Consider the following 22,816-nt stretch of genomic DNA (forward strand, 5'->3'; position numbering starts at 1 on the left):
CGTGCTGCTGCGCCTCGACGCCGGGAGCTCCGACGAACTCGGTGAACGCCAGCCCGGACAGCATCCGGCTGCGTAGCGCGTCGTTCCCTTCCGACCGGACTCGAGGTCGGTGACTTCGTCCACACGCTCGGCGACGCCCACCTGTACCTGAACCACCTGGACCAGGCCCGCCTCCAACTCACCCGCGAGTCCCGCCCGCTACCGACCTTGAAACTGGCCGAGCGCGACTCCATCGACTCCTACGAGATCGCCGACGTCGAACTGCTCGGCTACGACCCGCACCCCGGTATCAAGGCCCCGATCGCGGTCTGACGTCTCGCTTCCGCAGCAGGTAACAACGAGTACGCAACGAGGCAGCCAGGAAGACCTGGAACCGCGTAGATTGTGTGCGCGTCACGGAGGTGACAGCGCGCGGGCGGCCTGAGCGGATTCACGGGCAGGTTCAGGGGACGGCTCGCAGAGGCCACCGGAGGGGAACGACGATGACCGAAGCAGACAACACAGCAGGCGCCCAGGGTGCCGCCGCGGCGCAGCCGGCGATGGCGCCGTTGCAGCCGCCGACGGCCACCGCACCCGGTCTGATACTGACCGCGCCGCCACCATCACAGGCTGTCGCCGAGACGGCCGCCCCGAGCCTGGCGCCGGCGGTCGATCCGGCCGCGCTGCCGGGGCTCGACCAGAAGGTCGACGCCTTCCTGTCCGGGTTGATGACGGCCGAGCCGCGCTCGCCGGAGTTCGCGGCCAAGGCCAGTGACGTCCGCAGTATGGGCGATGTCGACATCCGCGCCGCCGCGGACAGCTCGAACCGGCTCCTCAAGGCACCGGTCCGGGCGCTGCAGGAGGGCGGACTGTCCGAGGGGTCGACCGTCGGCAAGACGCTGCTCGAGCTTCGCCGTACGGTCGAGGACCTGGACCCGAAGGAAGCGTCCGGGCCGAAGAAGCTGCTCGGGATGATCCCGTTCGGGGACAAGATCGAGGACTACTTCCGCAAGTACCAGAGCGCGCAGAGCCACCTCGAAGGCATCCTGCACTCGCTGCGCAACGGCCAGGACGAGCTCGGCAAGGACAACGCCGCGCTGAACCTGGAGAAGCAGAACCTCTGGGACGCGATGGGCCGGCTGAACCAGTACGTGTACGTCGCCGAGCGGCTGGACGCCCGCTTGTCCGCGGCGATCGCCGAGCTGGACGCGACCAATCCGGACAAGGCGAAGGCGTTCCGCGAGGACGTGCTGTTCTACGTCCGGCAGAAGCACCAGGACCTGCTCACCCAGCTGGCCGTGTCGATCCAGAACTACCTGGCCATCGACATCGTGATCAAGAACAACATCGAGCTGATCAAGGGCGTCGACCGCGCGTCGACCACCACGGTCTCGGCCTTGCGTACGGCGGTCATCGTCGCGCAGGCCCTGGGTAACCAGAAGCTCGTGCTGGACCAGATCACCGCACTGAACACGACCACCAGCGGGATGATCGAGCGCACCTCGCAGATGCTGCGGGACAACTCGGTCGCGATCCAGCAGCAGGCCGCATCGGCGACGATCGGGCTGCCGCAGCTGCAGGCCGCGTTCGCGAACATCTACGCGACGATGGACGCGATCGACACGTTCAAGGTCGAGGCGCTGGACAACATGGCCGCCACGATCGGCACGCTGGAGTCCGAGGTGACCAAGTCCCGCAGCTACCTGGACCGGGTCGCCCAGCAGGACCAGCGGGTCGTCCACGGCAGCCTCGACCTCGACCTGGGTCGCTGAAACCACACTGACTGGGGGACGGGAACTGCATGGCGCTCGGTGACTTCTTCGCGCGGCTGACGGGCCGCAAGGCGGAGCCCGAGCCCGTGCCGGTCCCCAGCGCGCCCACGAACGACGATCTGCTCGCCGCGCTGGTCCGGGTCGAGCAGTTGGTTGCCCAAGGCGCCGTACCGGCGGTGGTCGCGTCCCGGGTCGGCCGGGTGGTCCGGGTCGTCCGGGAGACGATCCCGCGACTCGGCAATCTCGGTGGGAGTGCGCAGGCATACTCCGTGATGGCGACGGCGACGGACTATCTGCCGGAGGCGATCGGCGGGTACCTGCGGCTGCCGCGGCAGTGGGCCGACACGCGGCCGGTGGACCGGGGCAAGACGTCGCTGATGATCCTGATCGACCAGTTGGACCTCTTGGCCGCGACGATGGACAAGGTGTTCGACGCGGTGAACCGGGCCGACGCCGCGGCGCTGATCGCTCATGGCCGGTTCCTGCAGGAGAAGTTCGGCACCGGCTCGACCGGCGGAGGCCTGGCCCTCGGCCCGACGCAGTCGACCCCGCCACCGGACACCGGATCGGCGGGACCACTGGCACCACCACCTGGACGGGGAGGGACATGAGCGGCGCGGGGGGAACCTCTTTGCAGCAGGCACTGTCCGAGCTGCTGGTCGTCGCCGCGCGTGCCGGTGTCGCGGAGGACAAGGCGAGGACGGAGGCGCTGTCGCTGGCCGCCGCGCTGGCGGAGTCGGCGCCCGGTGCCTCGGCCGACTGGGGCAAGGCCTTCGAGGGTGCGACGACACAGGACTTCTTCGATGCCGCCGTACGGGGTCGTCGCTGGCGAGGCTCGCCCACGGCGCTGCTGAGCGAGCTGATCGCGGACGGCTCGAGCGAGAAGGTCGCGTACGCCGAAGCCCTTGCGGAGATCGCGTCCGCAGCGTGCACGCTGGGGGAGCCGACCATGCGAGTCGTCGGCAACGCGTCGGTCGCTGCGGCGGCTCAGCTACAAGCCGCCGGGGCACGACCGCTACAGGTTGGGTCGACTCCGCAACCGGTCGAGGCGGCCAGGTCCATCGAGCCGGCTGAGGCGGCTCCGGAGCCTGAGGCCGAGCCGGCCAAGACCGTGGAAGAGTTGCTGGCGGAGCTTGACGAGCTGACCGGGCTGGAGCGGGTGAAGCGGGAAGTTCACCGGCAGGTCGCCGTACTGCGGGTGGAGAAGCTGCGGACCGAGGCCGGGTTGAAGAGCCCGACGATCACGCGGCACCTGGTGTTCGTGGGGAATCCGGGCACCGGGAAGACGACCGTCGCGCGGCTGGTGAGCGGGATCTACAAGGCCCTCGGGCTGCTGTCGAAGGGCCAACTGGTCGAGGTCGACCGCTCCGAGCTGGTCGCCGGGTATCTCGGCCAGACCGCGACGAAGACCGCCGAGGTGGTCGCGTCCGCGGCGGGCGGGGTGCTGTTCATCGACGAGGCCTACAGCCTCACCTCCGGTGACAACGGCGCGGACCAGTACGGGCGTGAAGCGGTCGACACCCTGGTCAAGGAGATGGAGGACCGGCGCGACGACCTGGTCGTGATCGTGGCCGGATATCCCGAGCCGATGGCGGTGTTCATCGCCGCGAACCCGGGTCTGGCCAGCCGGTTCCGGACCACGATCGGGTTCGACGACTACAGCGACGACGAGCTGACCGACATCCTCACCGGGCTGTCGGAAGCGGCCGACTACGAGCTCATTCCCGATGCGCTGGAGAAGTTCCGGGAGATCCTGGCCGGGACGCCGCGGGATCGCTCGTTCGGCAACGGGCGGTTCGCCCGCAACGTGCTGGAGGCCGCGATCGGCCGGCACGCCTGGCGGCTGCGTGACGTCACGGCACCGACCACAGACCAACTGCGTCAGATCCTCGCCGAGGACCTCACCGACGAACCCGACCCCGACCCCGAGCCGGCAGCTGACACCAGCGAACCGGCTTCCGAGCTGACTATTGGGCCGGAAGAAGACCAGTCCGAGCAAGGAGAAGAGGCGTGACCCAAACCCAGAGTGCGCCGCCCGCGACCTGGTCGCCACCGGCCCAGCAACCCAGCACCTGGCAGGCTCCGGCCGCTGCGCCGGGCCGACGCGGCGCGATCGCCCGGTGGTTCGAAGGTACGCCGGGCCGCATGCGCGCCATCCTCATCCTGGCCGCCGTGATGAGCGTCGTCTTCGGCCTGGCCGCCGCCCAGGGCTTCCGTCAGTCCGAGGGAGCCCTCGAACGCGCCGAGGCCAACGCCGCCCAACTGGTCCGGATCCAGCAGATCCACACCAGCCTGGTCAGCGCGAACGCCGACGCCACCAACGCGTTCCTGGTCGGCGGCCTCGAGCCACCCGACCAGCGCCAGCACTTCGTCGACTCGATCGCCAACGCGGCCGCCCTGATCAGTGTGGCCTCCGCAGCCCAGCCCGCCGACCAGAACGCGCTGGGTGCACTCAACCAGACCCTGATCACGTATCAGGGCCTGATCGAGCAGGCCCGCGCCAACAACCGGCAAGGCCTCCCGATCGGATCGCAGTACCTACGCGACGCGAACGCCGTACTGCAGGACGACTCGCTCCCCCTCGTCCAGGCGCTGGTCCAGGCCAACGAGTCCCGGGTCAACACCGAGTTCGACGGTGCCGGCCACGGCACGTACTGGGTGGTGTTCGGCGGCCTGCTCACACTGGTGATCCTGATCCTCACCCTCCGCTGGCTGGCCCGCCGCACCCACCGCTACCTCAACATCCCCATCGCCGCGGGCGCCGCACTGGTCCTGCTGACCACCATCGTCGGCTGGGTCTCGCTCGCCGCCGCGTCTGGTTCCGCCGGCGACACCCGGTCGGGTGCGTACGACCAGACGCTGGCGCTGTCGCGCGCCAGGATCGCGGCGTACGACGCCAGGTCCAACGAGAGCCTCACCCTGATCGCCCGCGGTTCCGGCGACGCCTTCGAGACGGCGTACACAGAGTCGGCGGCGACGGTCGACGAGCAACTGCGCAAGATCTCCGGGATCGGCGCCCCGCTGTCCGCGCAGTGGCAGGACTACCAGGAGGTCCACAAGGTCGTCCGGTCGAAGGACGCCGGCGGTGACTGGGACGGAGCCGTCGACCTGGCCATCGGCGGGACGCAATCGGCGAACTCGCTCGAGGCGTTCAACGCGTTCGACCGCAGCTCGGCCGACCTGCTCGGCACGACCAGCGCGAAGGTCACCAGCTCACTCGACGACGCCCGCAACGGTCTGCCCCCGATCAGCTGGCTCGGTCTGCCGATCGGGATCGCCGCCGCGCTGCTGGTCGCCTGGGGTATGTCGCAGCGACTGGAGGAGTACCGATGAAGAAGCTACTCGCACCGGTCGCAGCGTCGCTCGCGATCCTGCTCACGGCCACGGCTTGCGGCTCCGGGAACTACGAGGCAACCCAGGTCCCGCCGAAGGTCCAGCCGAAGCAACCCACCCCCGCAGCCCCGGCCGCCCCAGTGAACTGCGGCAACCCACTGGCGTCGTACGCACCCGAAGGCACGATGCCCCAGCCCAACGTGATGCCGGCGGGCACCTTCATGGCGACCATCAAGGCCCGCGGCCGGCTGATCGCCGGTGTCTCGGCGGACAGCCTGCACCTCGGATCGCGCAACCCGATCACCGGTCAGATCGAGGGCTTCGACATCGACATGATCAACGCGGTGGCGGACGCGATCTTCGGCAAGCCGGCGCCGGGCAAGCCGCACGCGGTCGAACTGCGGGTCATCTCCAGCCCGCAGCGGATCCCCTCGCTGGACTCGGCGAAACCGGTCGACATCGTCGCCCGCAACATGACCATCAACTGTGACCGCTGGAAGACGATCGCCTTCTCCGCCGAGTACTACCGGTCGGGCCAGAAGACGCTTGTCCCGCTCGACTCGACGGCCACCAAGGTCGAGGACCTGAACGGCAAGACCGTCTGTGCACCGGCCGGTTCGACCAGCCTCGACAACCTGAAGAAGCAGAACCCGCAGGTCGTCCCGATCACCGCCGACACCGATACCGGTTGCCTGGTGTTGTTCCAGCAGGGCAAGGCGTACGGGATCAGCGGTGACGACACCGTCCTGGCCGGCGACGCCGCCCAGGACCCTTACGCCAAGGTCCTGCCGCAGCGGTTCAGCGACGAGCCGTACGGTCTGGGCATCTCGAAGAAGCACCCCGAGTTCGTGCAGTTCGTCAACCAGGTGCTCGAGCAGATCAAGACCGACGGGACCTGGATGACCTCCTACAACAAGTGGCTCGCCCCTGACCTGGGCAAGTTGTCGTCCCCGCCGTCGGCGGTTTACGGCCGGGCGCAATGACGGTACGGACGCCGACCGCGAGCGCGCCTGCGCCGCCGGGGAGGATCGGGAGCAGTGTTCCGGCGACGGAGCTGCTCTCGTTCCTGGATGCGTTGGGCACGTGGCGGGATCGGCGGAAGGCCGAGCTCGACGAGCTGGATCAGGCTGCCTTGCACGCGCCGGACTCGGACGCGTTGAGTGCGGACGTCATCCTGAGCATGGCGGTCTGGAAGGCCGTGTCGGATCGGTACGAGCTGATCCTGGTGACGTGGGACTCCGGCCGGGTCGGGGTCAAGGAGACCGAGCGGATCTCCACGCTGATCTGGGGCGGGCTGGACGCCGACGGCGCCGGCGGGTCGCTCGCGGTTTCGTTGCCCGAGGCGTGCAAGTTGTCGGACGCGCTGGCGTCCAGCCTGCGCGCCAAGCTGGCGCTGGAGCCGGGCGACGCGGACCGCGCCGCGCACCTTCGGCAGCTCCGGGCCCAGGTCGAGCGGATCAGTGACCTGGTCAAGCTCGAGCCGGCCGCCGTTCGCAACGCGGCACTCGCCGAGCATCACGACCTCGATCGCCGGGTGACGGATCTTGCCGACCGCAACAAACGTGGCGCGGACATCGGTGGGCTGATCGGCCCACTCGAGATCGATGCGGCCCGGACCGAGCGCGACCTGATCGTCGGAGCCGCGACCCGCAAGGAGCGCGCGGCCGATGTCGCTCGCGCCCGATCCCTGCGCGGTGACCTCGAGGCGCAGGGCATCGCGGTGCGTGCCCTCGCCGACAAGGCCGTTGCGGCGGTCAGGCCGGCACCACGACTCGCCGTACCCGATGTGACCGCGCTCGGGCCGGTGCCGAACACCCCGGCCGAGCTGGAGAAGTATCTAGGCCGGCTGGACGCCGTACGACGGGCGCTGAGTCAGGCCCAGACGGCGTACGGCGCGGCCCTCGAACGGCGCGACGAGCTGGCCGCCCGCCTGGACGCGTACCAGGTGAAGGCGGGCAGTGTTGCCCCCGGCAACGAAGATCTCGCGGAGCTGTACCGGCGCGGGCACGCCGTGATCGCGGCCGAGCCGACCGACCTGACCAGGCTCGGCGCCCTCGTCACGGCGTACCAGGCCTACCTGGAGAGCACAGGAGGGACCCAATGAGCACGACCACCGCCTGCACGCAGCCCGGCTGCACGGGCACGATCATGGATGGGTACTGCGACGTCTGCGGCTCCCCCGCACCGGCGGGCGCGGTCAGCCCGTCCGCGGTCGCGGGTGCTCCCGACGTGGCCGCTCCGGAGCACGCGCCCGACCCGATCAGTACGCCGTCAACCGTTTCGCGCGCGTCCAACCGGCTCGCCTCGACGCCACTCGGGTCCGCCCGGGCCGCGCAGGCGGGTTCCAAGCTGACCCGCAAGCTCGGTACGTCGTCCACCCGGTTGCGCGGAGCGCGCCTCGGTGCCGGGCTGACGCACGTACCGTCGATCCCCGCGATCGACGCGAGCAAAGCGATCCTGGCCAACCCGCAGGTCCCCGAGGACCGCCGGAACTGCCCGAACTGCGGCAACCCGGTCGGCCGGTCCCGCGACGGCCAGCCCGGCCGGACCGAGGGATTCTGCCCGCATTGCCGGAACAGGTTCTCGTTCTCGCCCAAGCTCAAGGCGGGCGACCTGGTCGGCGGCCAGTACGAGGTGCGCGGCTGCCTGGCCCACGGTGGCTTCGGCTGGATCTACATGGCTCAGGACAAGAACGTCTCCGACCGCTGGGTCGTGCTGAAGGGCCTGCTCAACTCCGAGGATCCCGACGCCGTCGCGGCCGCGATCGCCGAGCAGCAGTTCCTGGCCCGGGTCGAGCACCCGCTGATCGTCGAGATCTACAACTTCGTCACCCACGAGGGTGCCGGCTACATCGTGATGGAGTACGTCGGCGGCACCTCGCTTAAGACGTTGCTCAAGCAACGGATGTCGGCCAACCACGGCCAGTACGACGCCCTGCCGATCGACCAGGCGATCGCTTACCTCCTGGAGATCCTGCCGGCGTTCTCGTACCTGCACGACCTCGGCCTGGTGTACTGCGACTTCAAGCCGGACAACATCATCCAGGTCGGCGACGCGGTCAAGTTGATCGACCTCGGCGGTGTCCGCCGGATCGATGACCTCGACTCCGCGATCTACGGCACGGTCGGCTTCCAGGCCCCCGAGGTCGCCGAGGTCGGCCCGTCGATCGCCTCGGACATCTACACCCTCGGCCGGACGCTGTGCGTGCTGGCGATGGAGTTCCGCGGCTACCAGGGCCGGTACGTCGATTCGCTGCCGCCGGTGAGCGAGGTGCCGCTGTTCCAGAAGTACGACTCGGTGTATCGCCTGCTGCTCAAGGCCTGCGCCAAGGACCCGGCGGACCGGTTCCAGTCCGCGGACGAGTTCCGCGTGCAGCTGCTCGGCGTACTGCGTGAGATCGTCGCGGACAAGCAGGGTGTGAAGGCAGCTCAGCACTCCGCGTCGTCCTTGCTGTTCGGCACGCCGGGTGACAAGGCGATGGGCCTCGGTGAGGCTGCGTCCCCGTGGCAGCAGCTGCCGTCGCTGATCACCGACGACGGCGACAAGATGGCCGGCTGGCTGAAGACGGTCAGCGTTCCGGACCCTGCCAAGCGGCTGGAGTTGCTCGTCGACGCGCCGGAGTCGTCCGCGCAGATCCTGCTGGAGATCGCCGAGGCTGCTCTCGAGGTCGGCCCGACCCGCTATGACATGGTCGACACCGCGGTCGCCGATCTGCTGGCTGCCGACCCCTGGGAGTGGCGGGCGGTCTGGATGGCCGGTCTGGTCGCGCTGGCCCGTGGCGATGCGGCGGCGGCCCAGTCCGCCTTCAACGCCGTCTACGGCCAGGTGCCGGGCGAGCTGGGCCCGAAGCTCGCGCTGGCGATCGCCTGTGAGCAGAGCGGTGAGTACGACGTTGCCGAGGGCCTCTACCAGACCTGCGCCCGGACGGATGCCAACTACATCGCACCGTCCGCCTTCGGGTTGGCGACGATCCGCACCAAGCGCCAGGACCTCGACGGAGCGCTCGCGGCCCTCGACCTGGTGCCACGAACCAGCGGCTCGTACGTCCGGGCCCGTCGCCAGCGAGCCGGACTGCTGGCAGGATCGGGCCGTGGCCTTCCCGCGCTCGCCCAGGCGATGGACAGCATCGAGTCGCTGACCATCGACCCGGTCGACCGGGCCAACTTGGCCGCGGATGTGTTCCGGACCGCACTGGCAGAGGTCCAGCAGTCCGGTCCGCAGGCAGGACTGCGGATCGACGGCCGGGCGGCCACCGAGCCCCAACTCCGGGACGGGCTTGAGGCCACCTACCGGCAGCTGGCCGACCAGGCCGGCAGCCGGCCGGAGCGGATCGCCCTGGTCGACCTGGCCAACGAGGTTCGAGGATGGACGTTGCGATGACGAGTACGACCCAGACGGTCTGCCCCAGCTGTGGCGGGCCGGTGTCCGACGCCGACCGGTTCTGCGAGGCGTGTGGCGCCGAGCTCAACCCCGGCACCTCGCCCACCACACCGGCTTTGGACACCGACACCGAGCCCACGGTCGAGATCACCGCGCCCGCCGCGGAGGCAGTGGTCGGCCCGTGCCGGTCCTGCGGAGGCGTGATCGGCGCCGAGGGTTACTGCGAGACGTGCGGCACCAAGGCGGCCAAACCACGCGACCACTTCGACGAGCAGCCTGCTCCCTGGGTGGCCGGTGTCTGTGACCGCGGTATCCGGCACAGCCGCAACGAGGACGCGATGGCGATCGCTGCGACCGCCGAGCCGGGCAGCCGGGCTCTCCTGGTCGTCTGTGACGGTGTCAGCTCGTCCCTCGACTCGGATGTCGCCAGCCTGGCCGCTGCCCGCGCCGCACTCGAGGTGCTGGTGGCCGGGCATGCCCAGGGCATGGGTACGGCGGAGTCGCACAACGCTGCGATCGTGGCCCGGCTCAAGGCCGCGGCCGACGCGGCAAATGACGCCGTACTGGACAACACGAGTCCGGACAGTCCCAATCCGGCGTCGTGCACGTTCGTGGCGGCGGTCCTGGAGGACGGTCTGCTGGTCGCGGGCAACGTCGGAGACAGTCGCGCGTACTGGTTCCCGGACGACGCCGAGGCTATGGCGCTGACAGTGGACGACTCGTGGGCCGCGGAGCTCATTGCGACCGGTGTCTCGCGGGAAGAGGCGGAGTCCGGTCCGCACGCGCACGCGATCACCCGCTGGCTCGGCAAGGACGCTCCGGACCACACCCCGCGTACGACGACAATCCCGGTGACCGGACCGGGTTGGGTCGTGGTGTGTTCGGACGGACTGTGGAACTACTGCTCGGAGGCGGCACCACTGGCCGACCTCGTACGTCAGACCGCTGCGGCGCACGGTGGCGAACCGCTGCCCACCGCGTCCGCCCTGGTCGACTGGGCCAATGCCCAGGGTGGCCAGGACAACATCACCGTCGCGCTTGCGCGCGTATAGAAAGGCACTGCACATGGCCGAGTTCGCCGCCACCGTTTACCAGAACGAGTTCCTGCCCGACGGCGGAACCGATGTGCACGCCATCGTCACCGTGACCTGCAAGGGCGCCGGTGCGGCCGGTCAGTCCGGCAGCGGTGACGCCGGCGAGATCATCATCGTCGACACCTCCGGCTCGATGGGCCGCGAGGGTGTCCAGGCCGCCGCGTACGCCGCACAGACCGCGCTCGACCAGATCCTCGACGGCGTCTGGTTCGCGGTGATCTCCGGTAACGACCGCGCCCAGCTGGCGTTCCCGCCGTCGCCGGAGCCGGTGATGGTGAAGATGGACCAGTTCACCCGGCAGGCGGCCAAGGACGCGGTGTCGCGCTTCTACGCCGACGGTGGAACCGCGATGGGCACCTGGCTGCGACTCGCTTCTCGCGTGTTCGCGACCGTCCCGTCGCTGACCCAGAAGCACGCGATCCTGCTCACCGACGGCGAGAACCAGCACGAGACGCCCGAGGTACTGACCGAGACCATCAAGGCCGTCACCGGCCAGTTCCAGTGCGACACCCGCGGTGTCGGCGTGGCCTGGCAGGTCGACGAGGTACGGCGGATCGCGCAGGCGCTCCTCGGCACGGTCGACATCATCCCGGCGCCTGACCAGCTGGCCGCCGAGTTCTCCAAGCTGATCCAGAACGCGATGAGCCGCGGTGTCGCCGAGGCCGACCTCCGGGTCTGGGCGCCGCAGGGTGCCGAGGTGCTGTTCGTCCGGCAGGTCGCCCCCACGGTCGAGGACCTGACCTCACGGCGTACGGCGATCAATCCGCTGACCGGCTCGTACCCGACCGGTTCGTGGGGTGACGAGTCCCGCGACTACCACGTGGCGATCCGGTTGGCCGCGAAGGGCGTCGGGCAGGAGCAGCTCGCCGCACGGGTCCAGCTGGGCATCGGCTCCGAGGTCGTCGCGCAGGGCCTGGTCAAGGCGCTGTGGTCTGCCGACGAGGCGCTGACCACGCGGATCAGCCCGGAGGTCGCGCACTACACCGGCCAGACCGAGCTGGCCGATGCGATCCAGGAAGGCCTGGCTGCGAAGGCCGCCGGTGACACCGCCACCGCCACCACGAAGCTCGGCCGCGCGGTGCAGCTCGCCGCCCAGACCGGCAACGAGGAAGCGACCACCCGGCTGCGCAAGGTCGTCGACATCGACGACCAGGACACGGGTACGGTGCGACTGAAGCGGACGGTCGAGAAAGCCGACGAGATGGCGCTCGACACGGCCTCCACCAAGACCACTCGGGTGAAGAAATGAGCACAGTCACTTGTCCGAGCGGACACCCGTCCGTCTCGACTGACTACTGCGACGTCTGCGGCCTGCCGATCGGTGCTGCGGCCACTCCGGCGGCGGCCGCCGTACCTGCACCGGCTGTTGCGGCGCCCGGCCCGGCCACGCAGACCTGTCCGAACTGCTCGGACGCGGCCGCGGCAGACGCGCTGTTCTGTGAGAACTGCGGCTACGACTTCACCACCGGCACCATGCCGCGTCCGGCGTCGTCCCTGGACCTCCCGGCGGCCGGCGCGCCCGCGTCTCCCATGCCGCCTGCACCACGGGAGGTCGCCGAGTGGGTCGTCGAACGCTGGGTCGACCCGGACTGGTACGCCGTACAGCAGAGTGACGACCCATGTCCGTCACCGGGCCTGCCCGCGGTGATCCCGCTGACCGAGAAGAGCGTGCTGATCGGCCGCCCGTCGCGCAGCCGCGGCATCTCCCCCGAGGTCGACTGCGGTGACGACACCGGCGTGAGCCGCCGTCAGGCCCAGCTCACCACCGATGGCCAGCGCTGGTGGGTCGAAGACCTTCAGTCCTCCAACGGTACGTACGTCGCGTCCGCGGCCGGCCCGCTCCCCGAGGACCCGATCGTCCCGGGCCAACGCCAGGAGCTGAACCCCGACGACCGGGTCTACGTCGGCGCCTGGACCCGTCTCGTCGTACGCAAGTCCACCCCAGAAGAGCAGGCCGGCCAGGCCTGACCGGTCACGGGACCAGGACGAGTTTGCCGCCGACGCCTCCGACCTGCAGCAGGTCGAGGGCCTCGGCTGCGGCTGTCAGCGCCAGCGTCTTCGCGACCGTCGCGGTCAGGTGCCCGGCCTCCGCGGCCCGCGCGAGACCGTGCAGGACGCGACCGTCGGGTTCGGCACGGACGATCACCGGCTCGATGCCCCGGTCCGCCGTGAACTGACCACCCGGCACCCAGAACTCCGGCACGGTGGTCACGTAGCTTCCCTCGTCGCGTACCGCCGCGAAGGCCGCGCGTGCCCGCGGGCCGCCGACCACGTCGAGGGCGGCGTCCGCCGAGCCCTCGTCGGGCTCGGTGAGGACCGTGATGCCGCGCGAGACAGCCAGCTCGGCAGCGAAGCGGCCGACCGCACCCCGAGCACTGTTGACCATCAGGGTCTGCCCCGGCGCGAGGTCGAGGAGTTCCAGTGCCTGGTGGGCGGTCAGTCCGGCGAGCGGCAGCGTCGCTGCCTCGGTTCAGTCCAGGTTCGCCGGGGCGGTGGCAACCTGTGCCACGGGCAGCGTCACGTACTCGGCGAAGCCACCGACCTGGGTCCGTGAGTGACCGGTGCTGGCGATCACGGCCGTGCAGGTCGGCAGGTCCCCGCCCTCGACCACGCCGGCCACGTCGTACCCAGGTACGAGCGGCAGCCGAAGTTCGTCGTACCAGCGGTAGTTGCCGGCCACCATGCCGAGGTCGGCGGGGTTGACCGCCGCGGCCATCACCCTGATCAGGACCTCGCCGTCAGCGGGTGCCTTTATCGGCAGGTTGTGCGGCCGCAGCCGTGCGCCGGGACCGACCTGGTCTGTTGCCATCGCGCGCATCGTCGTCGTCATGCTCTCGACGGTAGGCAGCGGCGTGGCCGTCGTCGTTGATCGAGATCAATCGCCGCCGGATCCGGCTGAGGGCCTCCGGTGTGATGCCGACGTACGACGCGATGTGGCGCTGCGTGAGCCGGCCGGCGACGTGCTCGTGCGTGGCGAGGAACAGCCGGTACCGCTCGGTCGCGTCGGCGAGCAGCAGCTCGGTCTGCCGTTGCTCGACCCGCAGATAGAGTGCCTCGGTCAGCCGGGCCACGAGAGCCTGCCAGCCCAGGCTCGCCCGGACCAAGGCGTCGTACGTCGAACGCGGCGCGATCATCAGCTCGGCAGGCTCGAGCGCCTCGATCGTCAGCCGGGACGGCTCGTGGCGGAGCGCGGCGCTGTAGGCGCAGACCAGCTCGCCCTCGGCGCGGAACGCGAGCGTGCGCTCGGTCCCGGCCGCGTCGGTCTGGTACAGCCGGAAGAGCCCGCGCTCGACGAACCCGACCCGCTCCGGCCGGTCACCGGCCCGGACCAGCAGCTCGCCGCGCTCGACCAGGGCCGGCCGGAACAGCCTTCGGCCGCGGTCGGCGTCGGCCGCCGGGAGCTGATCCAGGAAGTGCTCGAAGTGACTGGTCACCTGACCATTGTCACGCGACTAGCCAGCGGGGTGGGCGTTCTCGTGGGTCCAGCTCTGTGCGGGGTTGAAGCACATCCATTCGATCGCGGCCGAGCCGACCACGATCGGGACGGCCCACGCCCACGGTTGGTGCGGGAGGCTGACGACGGCTATCGCTGTCCACAGGGCGATCCAGCCGCCGCCGTACCCGCGCAGCACCCCGCGGTACCAGAGGCCGCCGGGGGTCTCGGCGGCGCGCTGGCCGAGGTAGACGAACAGGTACGCCGCGATGGTGATCGGCCAGAAGAACCACAGCCCGCCCCAGTCGTACGGCACCATCACGAGGGCGCTCAGGCAGACCAACGCGATGGTCCAGTGATAGACCTCGCCGGCCCAGTTCAAGCCGTGCCGCCGCAGCGTGAGGACGATCGCCAGCGGGCCGAACACCACCGCGAGCACACCCGCCACGACATGCAGGATCAGCGCGATGTCACGCATCGCCGTGCCTCCCCCGACCCCCGAAACCTACTGAGCTCCCCCCGGAGCTGTCTGACATGTCAGGGAGCATAGGACTCTGAGCGCCCGCCGTCTGCCCCTCGGCGCACTCATTCGAGTACGCCGAGGGGACGGGCTCAGCTCTCCGGGAAGGACAGCACCCGTCGGACCGCGAAGTTCCGATATCCCCCGCGCTCGAAGCTCCTCGCCATCGGCACGTTGCCGAAGTCGGTGTCGGCGGTGATCCGCTCAGCACCCTTCTCGGCCAGGAAGTGCGTGATCTCGGCCAGCAGCTCGTCGATGTAGCGGTGGCCACGGTGTTCCGGCAGAACACCGAGGTACCCGACCGTCAGCCCACCGGCGTTCGCCGACGGCATCTCGAACCCGATCAGTTTCCCGTCGGCGTCGTACGCGAGACGCCACCAGTCCCGCTCGCCCGGCATCGATTTGTACAGCTCGAGCTCGAAGCGGGCCGCGCCCTCGGCACCGAGCCGCGCGATCTCCCGCGCGGTGCCGGCGTCCAGGCTGTTCTCGGCGACCCGCATGAACACATCGACGAACGCCTCGTCGTCGGCCGGCTCGAACCGCAGCCGGGTGGACCGGGCCGGGAGCCCGTTCTCGGGCTTCCAGTCGTACCGCAGCCGGTCGGTGATCTCGGTCAGCCCGACCGCCGCGGCGGCCCGGCTGCGGACCTCGATCGCGGCGACCGCTTCGGCGTCGTCCTGCCAGTCACTGTCCAAGAAGAAGTGGTACTCCGACGGTTCGGCGTCGGCCGGCCGGGTCTTCAGCGTGTGCTCGATCAGCGCGGTCCAGGCCGGGACGGGATCACCGTCGCCGACGAAGTACAGGCCGTCGATGCTGAACGGGTGCCCGTCCTCGGGCATCCCCCACCAGATGGCCAGCGCCTGGATCGCACCGTCTTCCTCGACGACCCAGTTCCAGTCGTGCCGGTAGTAACCGGCCGCCATGTACTCGTCGAAGCGCTCACGCGTGACGGTGTTGACCGACTTGTTCTCGATCAGGGAATGAATGGTGTCGAGGTCTGCCTCGACGGTGGTGCGGATGTTCACGAATCCTCCAACAGGAGGCGCAACGCTCCGCTCAGTGCGAGTTGGGCGAGCGGGTGAGTCGCGCCGGGACACATGTCAGTGCGTTCATCGGCCGCTCCTTCCGCTCCAGAAACTCTCTCGCCGGGCGAAACCTTAGGACGCGGTCAGGGTCACAGTCCAGTTGTTATTCACACCTGGGATGTACGAGCGTTGATTTGCGCGGGCAGCCTCCTCGGCATGAGAACCCTCATCGCCGCCCTCACCTTCGCCACCGCGACCACCCTGGGCTCCACGGCGTACGCCGTACCCGCGTCGCCCGACCTCTCCGTTGCCTCGCCCACCATTTCCGCTGCTGCGCCTGACATTTCTGCTGCTGCGCTGCCGACGTGTGCGCTCAGCTCGTTGCCTTCGCAGGCTTCCGACACGCTCGACCTGATCCACTCCGGCGGGCCGTTCCCGTACAGCCAGGACGGGACCGTCTTCCAGAACCGGGAGGGCATCCTGCCTGCGGAGTCCAGCAGTTACTACCACGAGTACACCGTGAAGACGCCCGGATCGCCCGACCGCGGCGCCCGCCGGCTGATCGGTGGCGGCGCCCTGACCACACCGGTGCACGTCTACTACACCGGCGACCACTACGCATCGTTCTGTGAGGTCGACGAGGACAGTTGAGCATCACACGGTAACGTCGGCGACACGTTGAGTGACCATTCTTGATCGGAAGGATGCATTCGCGATGAGGTCGACGTTGCGCGTGGCTCTTGTCCTGCTCACCCTCGGACTGATCGGCGGCCAGCCCACATCCGGGCTGGCCGTCGCAACCGGAGATCCGTTGAAGCTGACCAGCGGCTTCTACGTCGATCCCGGCTCGGCCGCCGCAGCCTACGTACGACGGCATCCGGAGGACACCGAACTGGCGGCCAAGATCGCCTCGCAGGCGTCGGCGCGCTGGTTCGGTGCGTGGAGTGGGGACGTGAAGGCTGCGGTTGCGTCGTACACGACTGCTGCGGACAAGGCGGACAAGTTGCCGGTGCTGGTGACGGACAACCTCCCGGGCCGGCAGTGCGGTCTCGGAGGCGGTGCCTCGACGGACACGGCGTACCGGACGTGGATCGCGGGCGTCTCAGCCGGGATCGGGAGCCGGCCGGCCGTCGTGGTGATCGAGCCGGACGCGCTGGCGCGGCTGGACTGCTTCCCGGAGACGGAGTGGACGGGGCGGATCGCTCTGCTTAAGTACGCAGTCGGGGTGTTCGCGGTGAAGAACCCGAATACATGGGCGTATCTGGACGCGGGAAACGCGATGTCGGGTGATGCGCCGGAGATCGCGCGGCGGCTGCGGCTCGCTGATGTCGGGAAGATCCGTGGGTTCGCGCTCAACACCGCGAACTACTACACGACCGCGGAGTCGACGGCGCGGGCCACCGACATCCTGACCGCGCTCGGCGGCGGACTCCACTACGTGATCGACACCAGCCGCAACGGCAACGGCTCGAACGGTTCGTCCTGCAATCCCCCTGGTCGCAAACTAGGCCCACCCATGGCGGCGGGCACAGCCCCCACCGACCTCACCCTCTGGCTAAAACCCCCAGGCGAATCCGACGGCCCGTGCGGCCTAACCCCCACCCTCCCCACCCGAACCTTCTCCCCCATCCTGGCCCACCACCTAATAGCCGGCACCTAAAGCACACCGCTCTGCGGCGACAGACGTGTTGGCCACCTCCGGCGGCGCCGCGGGGACGTGTCACAACCAGCTCCACTCGGCGGGTGGACTGGGGATGAGTTAACTGGCGCGTAAAGGACACCGCTTCGCGGCGACAGCCTGTTGGCCGCCTCCGGCGGCGCCGCAGAGTGGATCACGACTCATCGCACTCGGCGAGTCGACTGTGGATGTGTCACGCGACGCGCAAAGGACACCGCTTCGCGGCGACAGCCTGACGGTCGCCTCCGGCGGCGTCGCGGACTGGATCACGAGTCATCGCACTCGGCGAGTCGACTGGGTGGAGATGGAAGAGGGCCTGTCCGCGATGCGGGTTACCTGTGGTCACTCGCGGCCGCTCTCCTGCGGCGAATCGACCCGGCGGAGCCGAACTCCGCCAGCGCCAGGTCAAAACGGTAGGACTCGTCCGATCAGGCGCAGCGGGGCGCGGAGCACGAGCGGATGCCGGCAAAGCGGGACCCCTGGTTGAGCTACAACTCTGGGATGCGCAACTACCTGATGACGAAAGCTCCCTGGTGGCTTCTCGTCCTGATCAACGGCGGTAGTTTCTGGATCGTCAGTTTGATTGGCGAAGCACTGGCTCCCTCGTGGTGGCCGTTTGACGTCATTGAGGGCGGGGTTGTCGCTCTCATATACGGCCTCATCACGGCCACGCTGACTGCCGGAGCACGCGCCCGCCGGGGCTCAGACAACACCGACAACTGACACCGGCTGCCAATCGACACCCGCCGGCTCCCGCCGTCCAGTTGCGCGACGAGCTCGTTCTGGAGTTCCCGCCCACCTACATCGGCACCCCGACTACCTCGTACATCTCGCCCTCGGCATCTGACCGCGGGCCAATCCACCCGGTCTCCCCACCCAGTCGACTCGCCGAGCACGGTCTCTCCTGACCCGCTCAGCGGCGCCGCCGAAGGCGGCCAACAATCCGTCGCCGCGAAGCGGTGTCCTTTAGCGTCACCTGACTCACCCACAGTCCACTCGCCGAGTGCAGCTGGTTGTGATCGCGCCATGCGCCGCCGCCGAAGGCGGCCAACGATCCCTCGCCGCGAAGCGGTGTCCTTTAGCCCAAACAGCAAGCGGTCCCGGGCATCAGCCCGGGACCGCTTGGTTTACTGCTTGTGCTGTTGGACTTCAGTGGATCAGAAGTCCATGCCGCCCATGTCGGGGGCGCCGCCCGGAGCGGCTGCTGCCTTCTCCGGCTTGTCGGCGATGACGGCCTCGGTGGTGAGGAACAGGGCCGCGATGGACGCCGCGTTCTGCAGCGCCGAGCGCGTCACCTTGGCCGGGTCGATGATGCCGGTGGCGATCAGGTCGACGTACTCACCGGTTGCGGCGTTGAGGCCCCAGCCCGGCTCGAGGTTGCGAACCTTCTCCACCACAACGCCACCCTCGAGGCCGGCGTTGACGGCGATCTGCTTCAGCGGGGCCTCGACGGCGTGGCGCACGATCTGCGCCCCGGTCGCCTCGTCACCCTCGAGCTCCAGCTTCTCGAACGCCGCCACGGACGCCTGCAGAAGAGCGACGCCACCACCGGCGACGATGCCCTCCTCGACGGCCGCCTTCGCGTTGCGAACGGCGTCCTCGATGCGGTGCTTGCGCTCCTTCAGCTCGACCTCGGTGGCCGCGCCGACCTTGATCACCGCAACGCCACCGGCCAGCTTGGCCAGCCGCTCCTGCAGCTTCTCGCGGTCGTAGTCGGAGTCGGACTTCTCGATCTCGGCGCGGATCTGGTTGACCCGGCCAGAGATCTGGTCCGCGTCGCCCTCGCCCTCGACGATGGTCGTCTCGTCCTTGGTGACGACGATCTTGCGGGCCTGGCCGAGCAGCTCCAGGTCGACGGTGTCGAGCTTGAGACCGACCTCCTCGGAGATCACCTCGCCACCGGTCAGAACCGCGATGTCGACCAGCATGGCCTTGCGGCGGTCACCGAAGCCCGGCGCCTTGACGGCGACGGCCTTGAAGGTGCCCTTGATCTTGTTGACGACCAGGGTCGCCAGCGCCTCGCCCTCGATATCCTCGGCGATGATGGCCAGCGGCTTGCCGGTCTGCATGACCTTCTCCAGCACCGGGACCAGGTCCTTGATGCTCGAGATCTTGCTGTTCACGATGAGGATGTAGGGGTCGTCGAGGACCGCTTCCATCCGCTCCGTGTCGGTCACGAAGTACGGCGAGATGTAACCCTTGTCGAAGCGCATACCCTCGGTGAGCTCGAGCTCGAGGCCGAAGGTGTTGCTCTCCTCGACGGTGATGACGCCTTCCTTGCCGACCTTGTCCATCGCCTCGGCGATGATCTGGCCGACCTGGTTGTCCGCCGCCGAGATGGACGCCGTCGACGCGATCTGCTCGCGGGTCTCGACGTCCTTGGCCAGCTTGAGCAGCTGCTCGCTGACCGCCTCGGTCGCCTTCTCGATGCCCTTCTTCAGGCCCATCGGGTTGGCGCCGGCCGCGACGTTGCGCAGACCCTCGCGGACGAGAGCCTGAGCGAGCACGGTGGCGGTGGTGGTGCCGTCACCCGCGACGTCATCGGTCTTCTTGGCAACTTCCTTGACGAGCTCGGCCCCGATCTTCTCGTACGGGTCCTCGAGCTCGATCTCCTTGGCGATGGAGACGCCGTCGTTGGTGATAGTGGGGGCGCCCCACTTCTTCTCCAGTACGACGTTGCGGCCCTTCGGGCCGAGCGTCACCTTCACGGCGTCAGCGAGGGTGTTCATTCCCCGCTCGAGGCCGCGGCGCGCCTCTTCATTGAAAGCAATAAGCTTGGGCATTCTCCGCGAGTCCTCCCGCGTCGAGTCATTGTGGTTCAGCCGGCCGGATGCCCGCGACGGACGGCACCAGCACCGCAGCGGTCACGTCCCGTCACGATCCCAGCGCCTCATCGAGGCCGTCTTCTTGCACACTCGCCGGGCAGGGAGCCTTATCACTCTCACCCTTGGAGTGCTAACCAAGTATTAGCACTCGCCCCAAGCGAGTGCAAGCCAGGACCGTCCGGGCGAGGCCGATGGAGGACCCATTGACGCGGGTGTCGTCGTACGTTCAGGCAGTGACCGTGGCCGGTGCCTCCGCGGGGCCGAAGACGATGATCCGGACGCCGGTCTCGGTCCGCGGCTGGTGCCGGCTGCCGGCTTGGTAGTACAGGTAGGTGCCGGCCGGGTAGGACCGGCCGTGGTCGAGCAGTTCGCCCGACGCGACGTAGATCAGCTCGTCGCGGTCGTGCACGTCCACCTCCGGCCAGGTCACACCGGCCTCGAGGTCGAAGGCGCGGACCAGTACCTGCCCACTGGACGGTAGACCCCGGCGGACGATGCCCTCCGTGACCGGGCTGGTCTCGGCGTCATCGATGAACACGGCTTCAGGTTCGTTCGGCATACCGGAAATCCTGACAGCGCGCCGACCCCGCCAACAGGCTCGTCCCGGTCCCCCACCGGACGCATCCGGTCACCCACTATGTCCCCTAGAACTGCCGAGCCGGTCGGGCAGCTCGCCTAGAGCTGGGCGATCAGGTACTTGGGGGCGCTCAGGCGCCAGGCTTCGGTGATGAGTTCGCGGAGTTCTTGATCGTCGGCGGCGGCGTAGTCGACGTCGAGCCAGGCGAAGCGGCCGCCTGCCCACGACGGCGCGTACACGTCGGGGTCCTCCGCTACGAGAGCCTCCTGCTCCTCCCGCAGCGCCTTCAGATGCAGTCTGGTCTCGTCGCCGGACATGTACACAAAGCTCTTGTTCCGCACCTTGAAGACCGGCTGTCCCGCCCAGCCCTCGTGTTCCTCCACCCCAGGCAGCCCCAGCAAGAGCTTCTGCAGCACCTCAAGATCCATCCCCCGACGCTAACCGCCGCCTCCGACAGTTTTACGGCGTGATCCTGACCCGGCTGAGGATGTGGTCGACCTCGGCGGCGCTGGTCGAGGACTGCGCCACGACGGACACATTCAGCGACGGAATGAACACCGCGCCTGTGCAGAAGGGCACGTAGTTGTTCGGCTGCGCGACGCAGCCCGTCCGCTGCCGTTGCGCCTCCACCCCGGTGATCTGGATCGTCTCGTCGGCGCGGAAGTCGATACGCCTCGGCTTGCCGTTGACCAGCTCTACGCTCTCGACGCCGGCTGGACGAGTCACCTGGCAAAGATGCCCGGCACTCGGATCGTTGAGCAGCACTGTGTCCTCGAGCGGCGTACCGCAGCGCGCGTCGTTCGTACCCCAGGACTTCGGCACCACGACCTCCGCGCGCCCGAGCTTTACCAACCGCACTACAAGCGGGTACTCCGAGCTGGCCGACGCGACCGGCGGCTGCGGTTCGCCGACCCGCGAGCCGTGCGTGAACAGGGCTGTGAACAGGGTGGCTCCCGCGATCACAGCTACCACTGCCGCCGCGCCGGCCGCGGACCAGGCCACCATGCTTCGGCGTCGGCGGCGCGTGGCGCCCACGCGCAGGGCCTCCAGCGGGGGCGGGCCGACGGGGATCTGGTCCGCGGCGCGCTCGAGGATGACCGTCAGCGTCGACTCATTCATTGGGTTCCTCGCAGTTCGGCCAGCTGGGGGTCTTGTGCCAAGACCTTCACGGCCCGGGACAGGCGGCTCTTCACGGTGCCGGTGGCGACGCCCAGTACGGACGCCATCTGTTGCTCAGTGAGGTGGGCGTAATACCGCAGTACGACGGCAGTCCGCTGGTCACTCGGCAGCCGGTCGAGAGCACGCATGACCGCGTCGGTGTCATCGACCACGGCGGTCTGGTCGACACCGGCGTGCTCAGGCAGGACCGCGGACGGTCTCTCACCGTTCCAGCGCCGGCGCCGGGCGGAAAGGAAGCTGTTGATCAGGATCTGGTGTACGTAGGCATCCCGGTCGTCGGCCGCGCGGACTCTGTTCCACTTCAGCAGGCAGCGCTCCAGGACGGTCTGAACGAGGTCCTCGGCTTCTGGGTGAGTGCAGCCCAACAGCACCGCTGAGCGCACCAGTGTGGGCCAGCGCGCTGCCACGTAGTCGGTGAAGTCGTCACTCATGCAGCCCTCCTCACTGGTAGAGACAGGCCGGCCGTACGTCGAGGTTCCGACGAAAGTCGTCAGGGGGACAGGGGCGGGGGCCCAGGGGTTGGATCAGGGGTGGGTCGGTAGCGATCCTGATGTGGTGGAGGGGGTGTGGACGGGACAGTAGAGACATGACGAACTCCAACGCACCGTTCTCGAACCTCTCCGGCAAGGTCCTCCGTCGTTCCCGCTCGCAGCGGATGCTGTCCGGTGTCTCCGGCGGTATCGCGGAGTACCTGAACATCGACGTGACCCTGGTCCGCCTCGGCATCGTCGGTCTGACGCTGATCACCGGCGGCACCGCTCTGATCGGCTACGCGGTCGCGTGGATCGTGATCCCCGAGTCCGACGGCAAGGCCGTCTGGCAGAACGTCCAGCAGTCGGTCAACCAGCAGCACCAGGACTCCCCCGAGGCGGACATCGCCTCCCGCATCTACGACGACACCAACAACAAGCCCCCGGCGGCATGACCCCGGCTGCGCCCCACCCGGGCGCAGACTCCAACCATCACTCAGCGGCAGGGTGACTGCGGTTCGGTCACCCTGCCGCTGCGCTGACAAGATGCT

24 protein-coding genes and 1 pseudogene are annotated in these 22,816 nt (G+C 68.9%); 15 read left to right on the forward strand and 10 right to left on the reverse strand.

Features of this window, described 5'->3' with window-relative positions; genetic code table 11:
- Positions 1-96 precede the first annotated feature (96 nt).
- The 11 genes and pseudogenes from AB0L70_RS23405 to AB0L70_RS23455 form a co-directional block, all read left to right on the forward strand.
- Positions 97-312: pseudogene (locus AB0L70_RS23405) on the forward strand (thymidylate synthase); the annotation flags it as partial.
- Between the two features lie 170 nt (positions 313-482).
- A complete protein-coding gene (locus AB0L70_RS23410) occupies positions 483-1,751 on the forward strand; it encodes a toxic anion resistance protein (RefSeq protein ID WP_363687443.1) in 1,269 nt (422 codons plus the stop codon).
- A gap of 29 nt (positions 1,752-1,780) precedes the next feature.
- Positions 1,781-2,362 carry a hypothetical protein gene (locus tag AB0L70_RS23415; protein WP_363687446.1) on the forward strand — a complete coding sequence of 194 codons (582 nt, stop codon included), beginning with the start codon at positions 1,781-1,783 and terminating at the stop codon, positions 2,360-2,362.
- Entirely contained in the window at positions 2,359-3,765 is a 1,407-nt protein-coding gene (locus AB0L70_RS23420) for an AAA family ATPase (RefSeq protein WP_363687448.1), read from the forward strand. Before AB0L70_RS23415 ends, AB0L70_RS23420 begins: the two co-directional genes overlap by 4 nt.
- On the forward strand, positions 3,762-5,084 hold the full coding sequence (locus tag AB0L70_RS23425) for a hypothetical protein (protein ID WP_363687450.1): 1,323 nt from the start codon (positions 3,762-3,764) through the stop codon (positions 5,082-5,084). The genes AB0L70_RS23420 and AB0L70_RS23425 overlap by 4 nt, the downstream gene beginning before the upstream one ends.
- Entirely contained in the window at positions 5,081-6,067 is a 987-nt protein-coding gene (locus tag AB0L70_RS23430; protein WP_363687452.1) for a glutamate ABC transporter substrate-binding protein, read from the forward strand. Before AB0L70_RS23425 ends, AB0L70_RS23430 begins: the two co-directional genes overlap by 4 nt.
- The gene (locus tag AB0L70_RS23435) at positions 6,064-7,188 is read left to right on the forward strand and encodes a hypothetical protein (protein ID WP_363687454.1); all 1,125 of its coding nucleotides are present in this window, start codon (positions 6,064-6,066) and stop codon (positions 7,186-7,188) included. The genes AB0L70_RS23430 and AB0L70_RS23435 overlap by 4 nt, the downstream gene beginning before the upstream one ends.
- Positions 7,185-9,464, forward strand: a complete 2,280-nt coding sequence (locus tag AB0L70_RS23440) for a tetratricopeptide repeat protein (RefSeq protein WP_363687456.1) — start codon at positions 7,185-7,187, stop codon at positions 9,462-9,464. The genes AB0L70_RS23435 and AB0L70_RS23440 overlap by 4 nt, the downstream gene beginning before the upstream one ends.
- Positions 9,449-10,516, forward strand: coding sequence for a PP2C family serine/threonine-protein phosphatase (locus tag AB0L70_RS23445; protein ID WP_363687458.1), 1,068 nt, complete (start codon positions 9,449-9,451; stop codon positions 10,514-10,516). The genes AB0L70_RS23440 and AB0L70_RS23445 overlap by 16 nt, the downstream gene beginning before the upstream one ends.
- 13 nt (positions 10,517-10,529) lie before the next feature.
- Positions 10,530-11,807 (forward strand): VWA domain-containing protein, encoded by a 1,278-nt coding sequence (locus AB0L70_RS23450; protein ID WP_363687460.1) that lies wholly within the window; start codon positions 10,530-10,532, stop codon positions 11,805-11,807.
- On the forward strand, positions 11,804-12,526 hold the full coding sequence (locus AB0L70_RS23455) for an FHA domain-containing protein (protein WP_363687462.1): 723 nt from the start codon (positions 11,804-11,806) through the stop codon (positions 12,524-12,526). Before AB0L70_RS23450 ends, AB0L70_RS23455 begins: the two co-directional genes overlap by 4 nt.
- A 4-nt stretch (positions 12,527-12,530) precedes the next feature.
- On the opposite strand, the gene AB0L70_RS23460 is transcribed toward AB0L70_RS23455, so the two are convergent.
- The 5 genes from AB0L70_RS23460 to AB0L70_RS23480 form a co-directional block, all read right to left on the reverse strand.
- Positions 12,531-12,944, reverse strand: coding sequence for a zinc-binding dehydrogenase (locus AB0L70_RS23460; protein ID WP_363687464.1), 414 nt, complete (start codon positions 12,942-12,944; stop codon positions 12,531-12,533).
- Between the two features lie 84 nt (positions 12,945-13,028).
- Positions 13,029-13,388 (reverse strand): alcohol dehydrogenase catalytic domain-containing protein, encoded by a 360-nt coding sequence (locus AB0L70_RS23465; RefSeq protein ID WP_363687466.1) that lies wholly within the window; start codon positions 13,386-13,388, stop codon positions 13,029-13,031.
- Positions 13,297-13,992 carry a Crp/Fnr family transcriptional regulator gene (locus tag AB0L70_RS23470; RefSeq protein WP_363687468.1) on the reverse strand — a complete coding sequence of 232 codons (696 nt, stop codon included), beginning with the start codon at positions 13,990-13,992 and terminating at the stop codon, positions 13,297-13,299. The genes AB0L70_RS23465 and AB0L70_RS23470 overlap by 92 nt, the downstream gene beginning before the upstream one ends.
- 18 nt (positions 13,993-14,010) lie before the next feature.
- Positions 14,011-14,469 (reverse strand): hypothetical protein, encoded by a 459-nt coding sequence (locus AB0L70_RS23475; RefSeq protein ID WP_363687470.1) that lies wholly within the window; start codon positions 14,467-14,469, stop codon positions 14,011-14,013.
- A gap of 134 nt (positions 14,470-14,603) precedes the next feature.
- The gene (locus tag AB0L70_RS23480; RefSeq protein WP_363687472.1) at positions 14,604-15,536 is read right to left on the reverse strand and encodes a GNAT family N-acetyltransferase; all 933 of its coding nucleotides are present in this window, start codon (positions 15,534-15,536) and stop codon (positions 14,604-14,606) included.
- Positions 15,537-15,752: 216 nt separating this feature from the next.
- Between AB0L70_RS23480 and AB0L70_RS23485 the strand changes: the two genes are divergently transcribed.
- From AB0L70_RS23485 to AB0L70_RS23495, 3 genes are all read left to right on the forward strand, one after another.
- Positions 15,753-16,187, forward strand: coding sequence for a ribonuclease domain-containing protein (locus AB0L70_RS23485; RefSeq protein WP_363687474.1), 435 nt, complete (start codon positions 15,753-15,755; stop codon positions 16,185-16,187).
- A 64-nt stretch (positions 16,188-16,251) separates the two neighbouring features.
- Positions 16,252-17,196 carry a glycoside hydrolase family 6 protein gene (locus tag AB0L70_RS23490; RefSeq protein ID WP_363687476.1) on the forward strand — a complete coding sequence of 315 codons (945 nt, stop codon included), beginning with the start codon at positions 16,252-16,254 and terminating at the stop codon, positions 17,194-17,196.
- A 519-nt stretch (positions 17,197-17,715) separates the two neighbouring features.
- On the forward strand, positions 17,716-17,937 hold the full coding sequence (locus AB0L70_RS23495; RefSeq protein WP_363687478.1) for a hypothetical protein: 222 nt from the start codon (positions 17,716-17,718) through the stop codon (positions 17,935-17,937).
- 434 nt (positions 17,938-18,371) lie between these two features.
- Here the strand turns inward: AB0L70_RS23495 and groL are convergent, their stop codons facing one another.
- The 5 genes from groL to AB0L70_RS23520 all read right to left on the reverse strand — a co-directional run bounded on the left by groL (position 18,372) and on the right by AB0L70_RS23520 (position 22,226).
- Positions 18,372-19,997 carry a chaperonin GroEL gene (groL, locus tag AB0L70_RS23500; RefSeq protein WP_363687480.1) on the reverse strand — a complete coding sequence of 542 codons (1,626 nt, stop codon included), beginning with the start codon at positions 19,995-19,997 and terminating at the stop codon, positions 18,372-18,374.
- 268 nt (positions 19,998-20,265) lie between these two features.
- Entirely contained in the window at positions 20,266-20,598 is a 333-nt protein-coding gene (locus AB0L70_RS23505) for a cupin domain-containing protein (RefSeq protein WP_363687482.1), read from the reverse strand.
- A gap of 116 nt (positions 20,599-20,714) precedes the next feature.
- Entirely contained in the window at positions 20,715-21,044 is a 330-nt protein-coding gene (locus AB0L70_RS23510) for an MmcQ/YjbR family DNA-binding protein (RefSeq protein ID WP_363687484.1), read from the reverse strand.
- Between the two features lie 31 nt (positions 21,045-21,075).
- The gene (locus AB0L70_RS23515) at positions 21,076-21,735 is read right to left on the reverse strand and encodes a hypothetical protein (protein ID WP_363687486.1); all 660 of its coding nucleotides are present in this window, start codon (positions 21,733-21,735) and stop codon (positions 21,076-21,078) included.
- Positions 21,732-22,226: a SigE family RNA polymerase sigma factor gene (locus AB0L70_RS23520; RefSeq protein ID WP_363687488.1), complete on the reverse strand. Its 495-nt coding sequence runs from the start codon at positions 22,224-22,226 to the stop codon at positions 21,732-21,734. The genes AB0L70_RS23515 and AB0L70_RS23520 overlap by 4 nt, the downstream gene beginning before the upstream one ends.
- A 155-nt stretch (positions 22,227-22,381) precedes the next feature.
- Between AB0L70_RS23520 and AB0L70_RS23525 the strand changes: the two genes are divergently transcribed.
- On the forward strand, positions 22,382-22,720 hold the full coding sequence (locus AB0L70_RS23525; protein WP_363687490.1) for a PspC domain-containing protein: 339 nt from the start codon (positions 22,382-22,384) through the stop codon (positions 22,718-22,720).
- Positions 22,721-22,816: the final 96 nt, after the last annotated feature.

It is taken from the genome of Kribbella sp. NPDC051952 (assembly GCF_040680855.1).
Taxonomy (GTDB): Bacteria; Actinomycetota; Actinomycetes; order Propionibacteriales; family Kribbellaceae; genus Kribbella.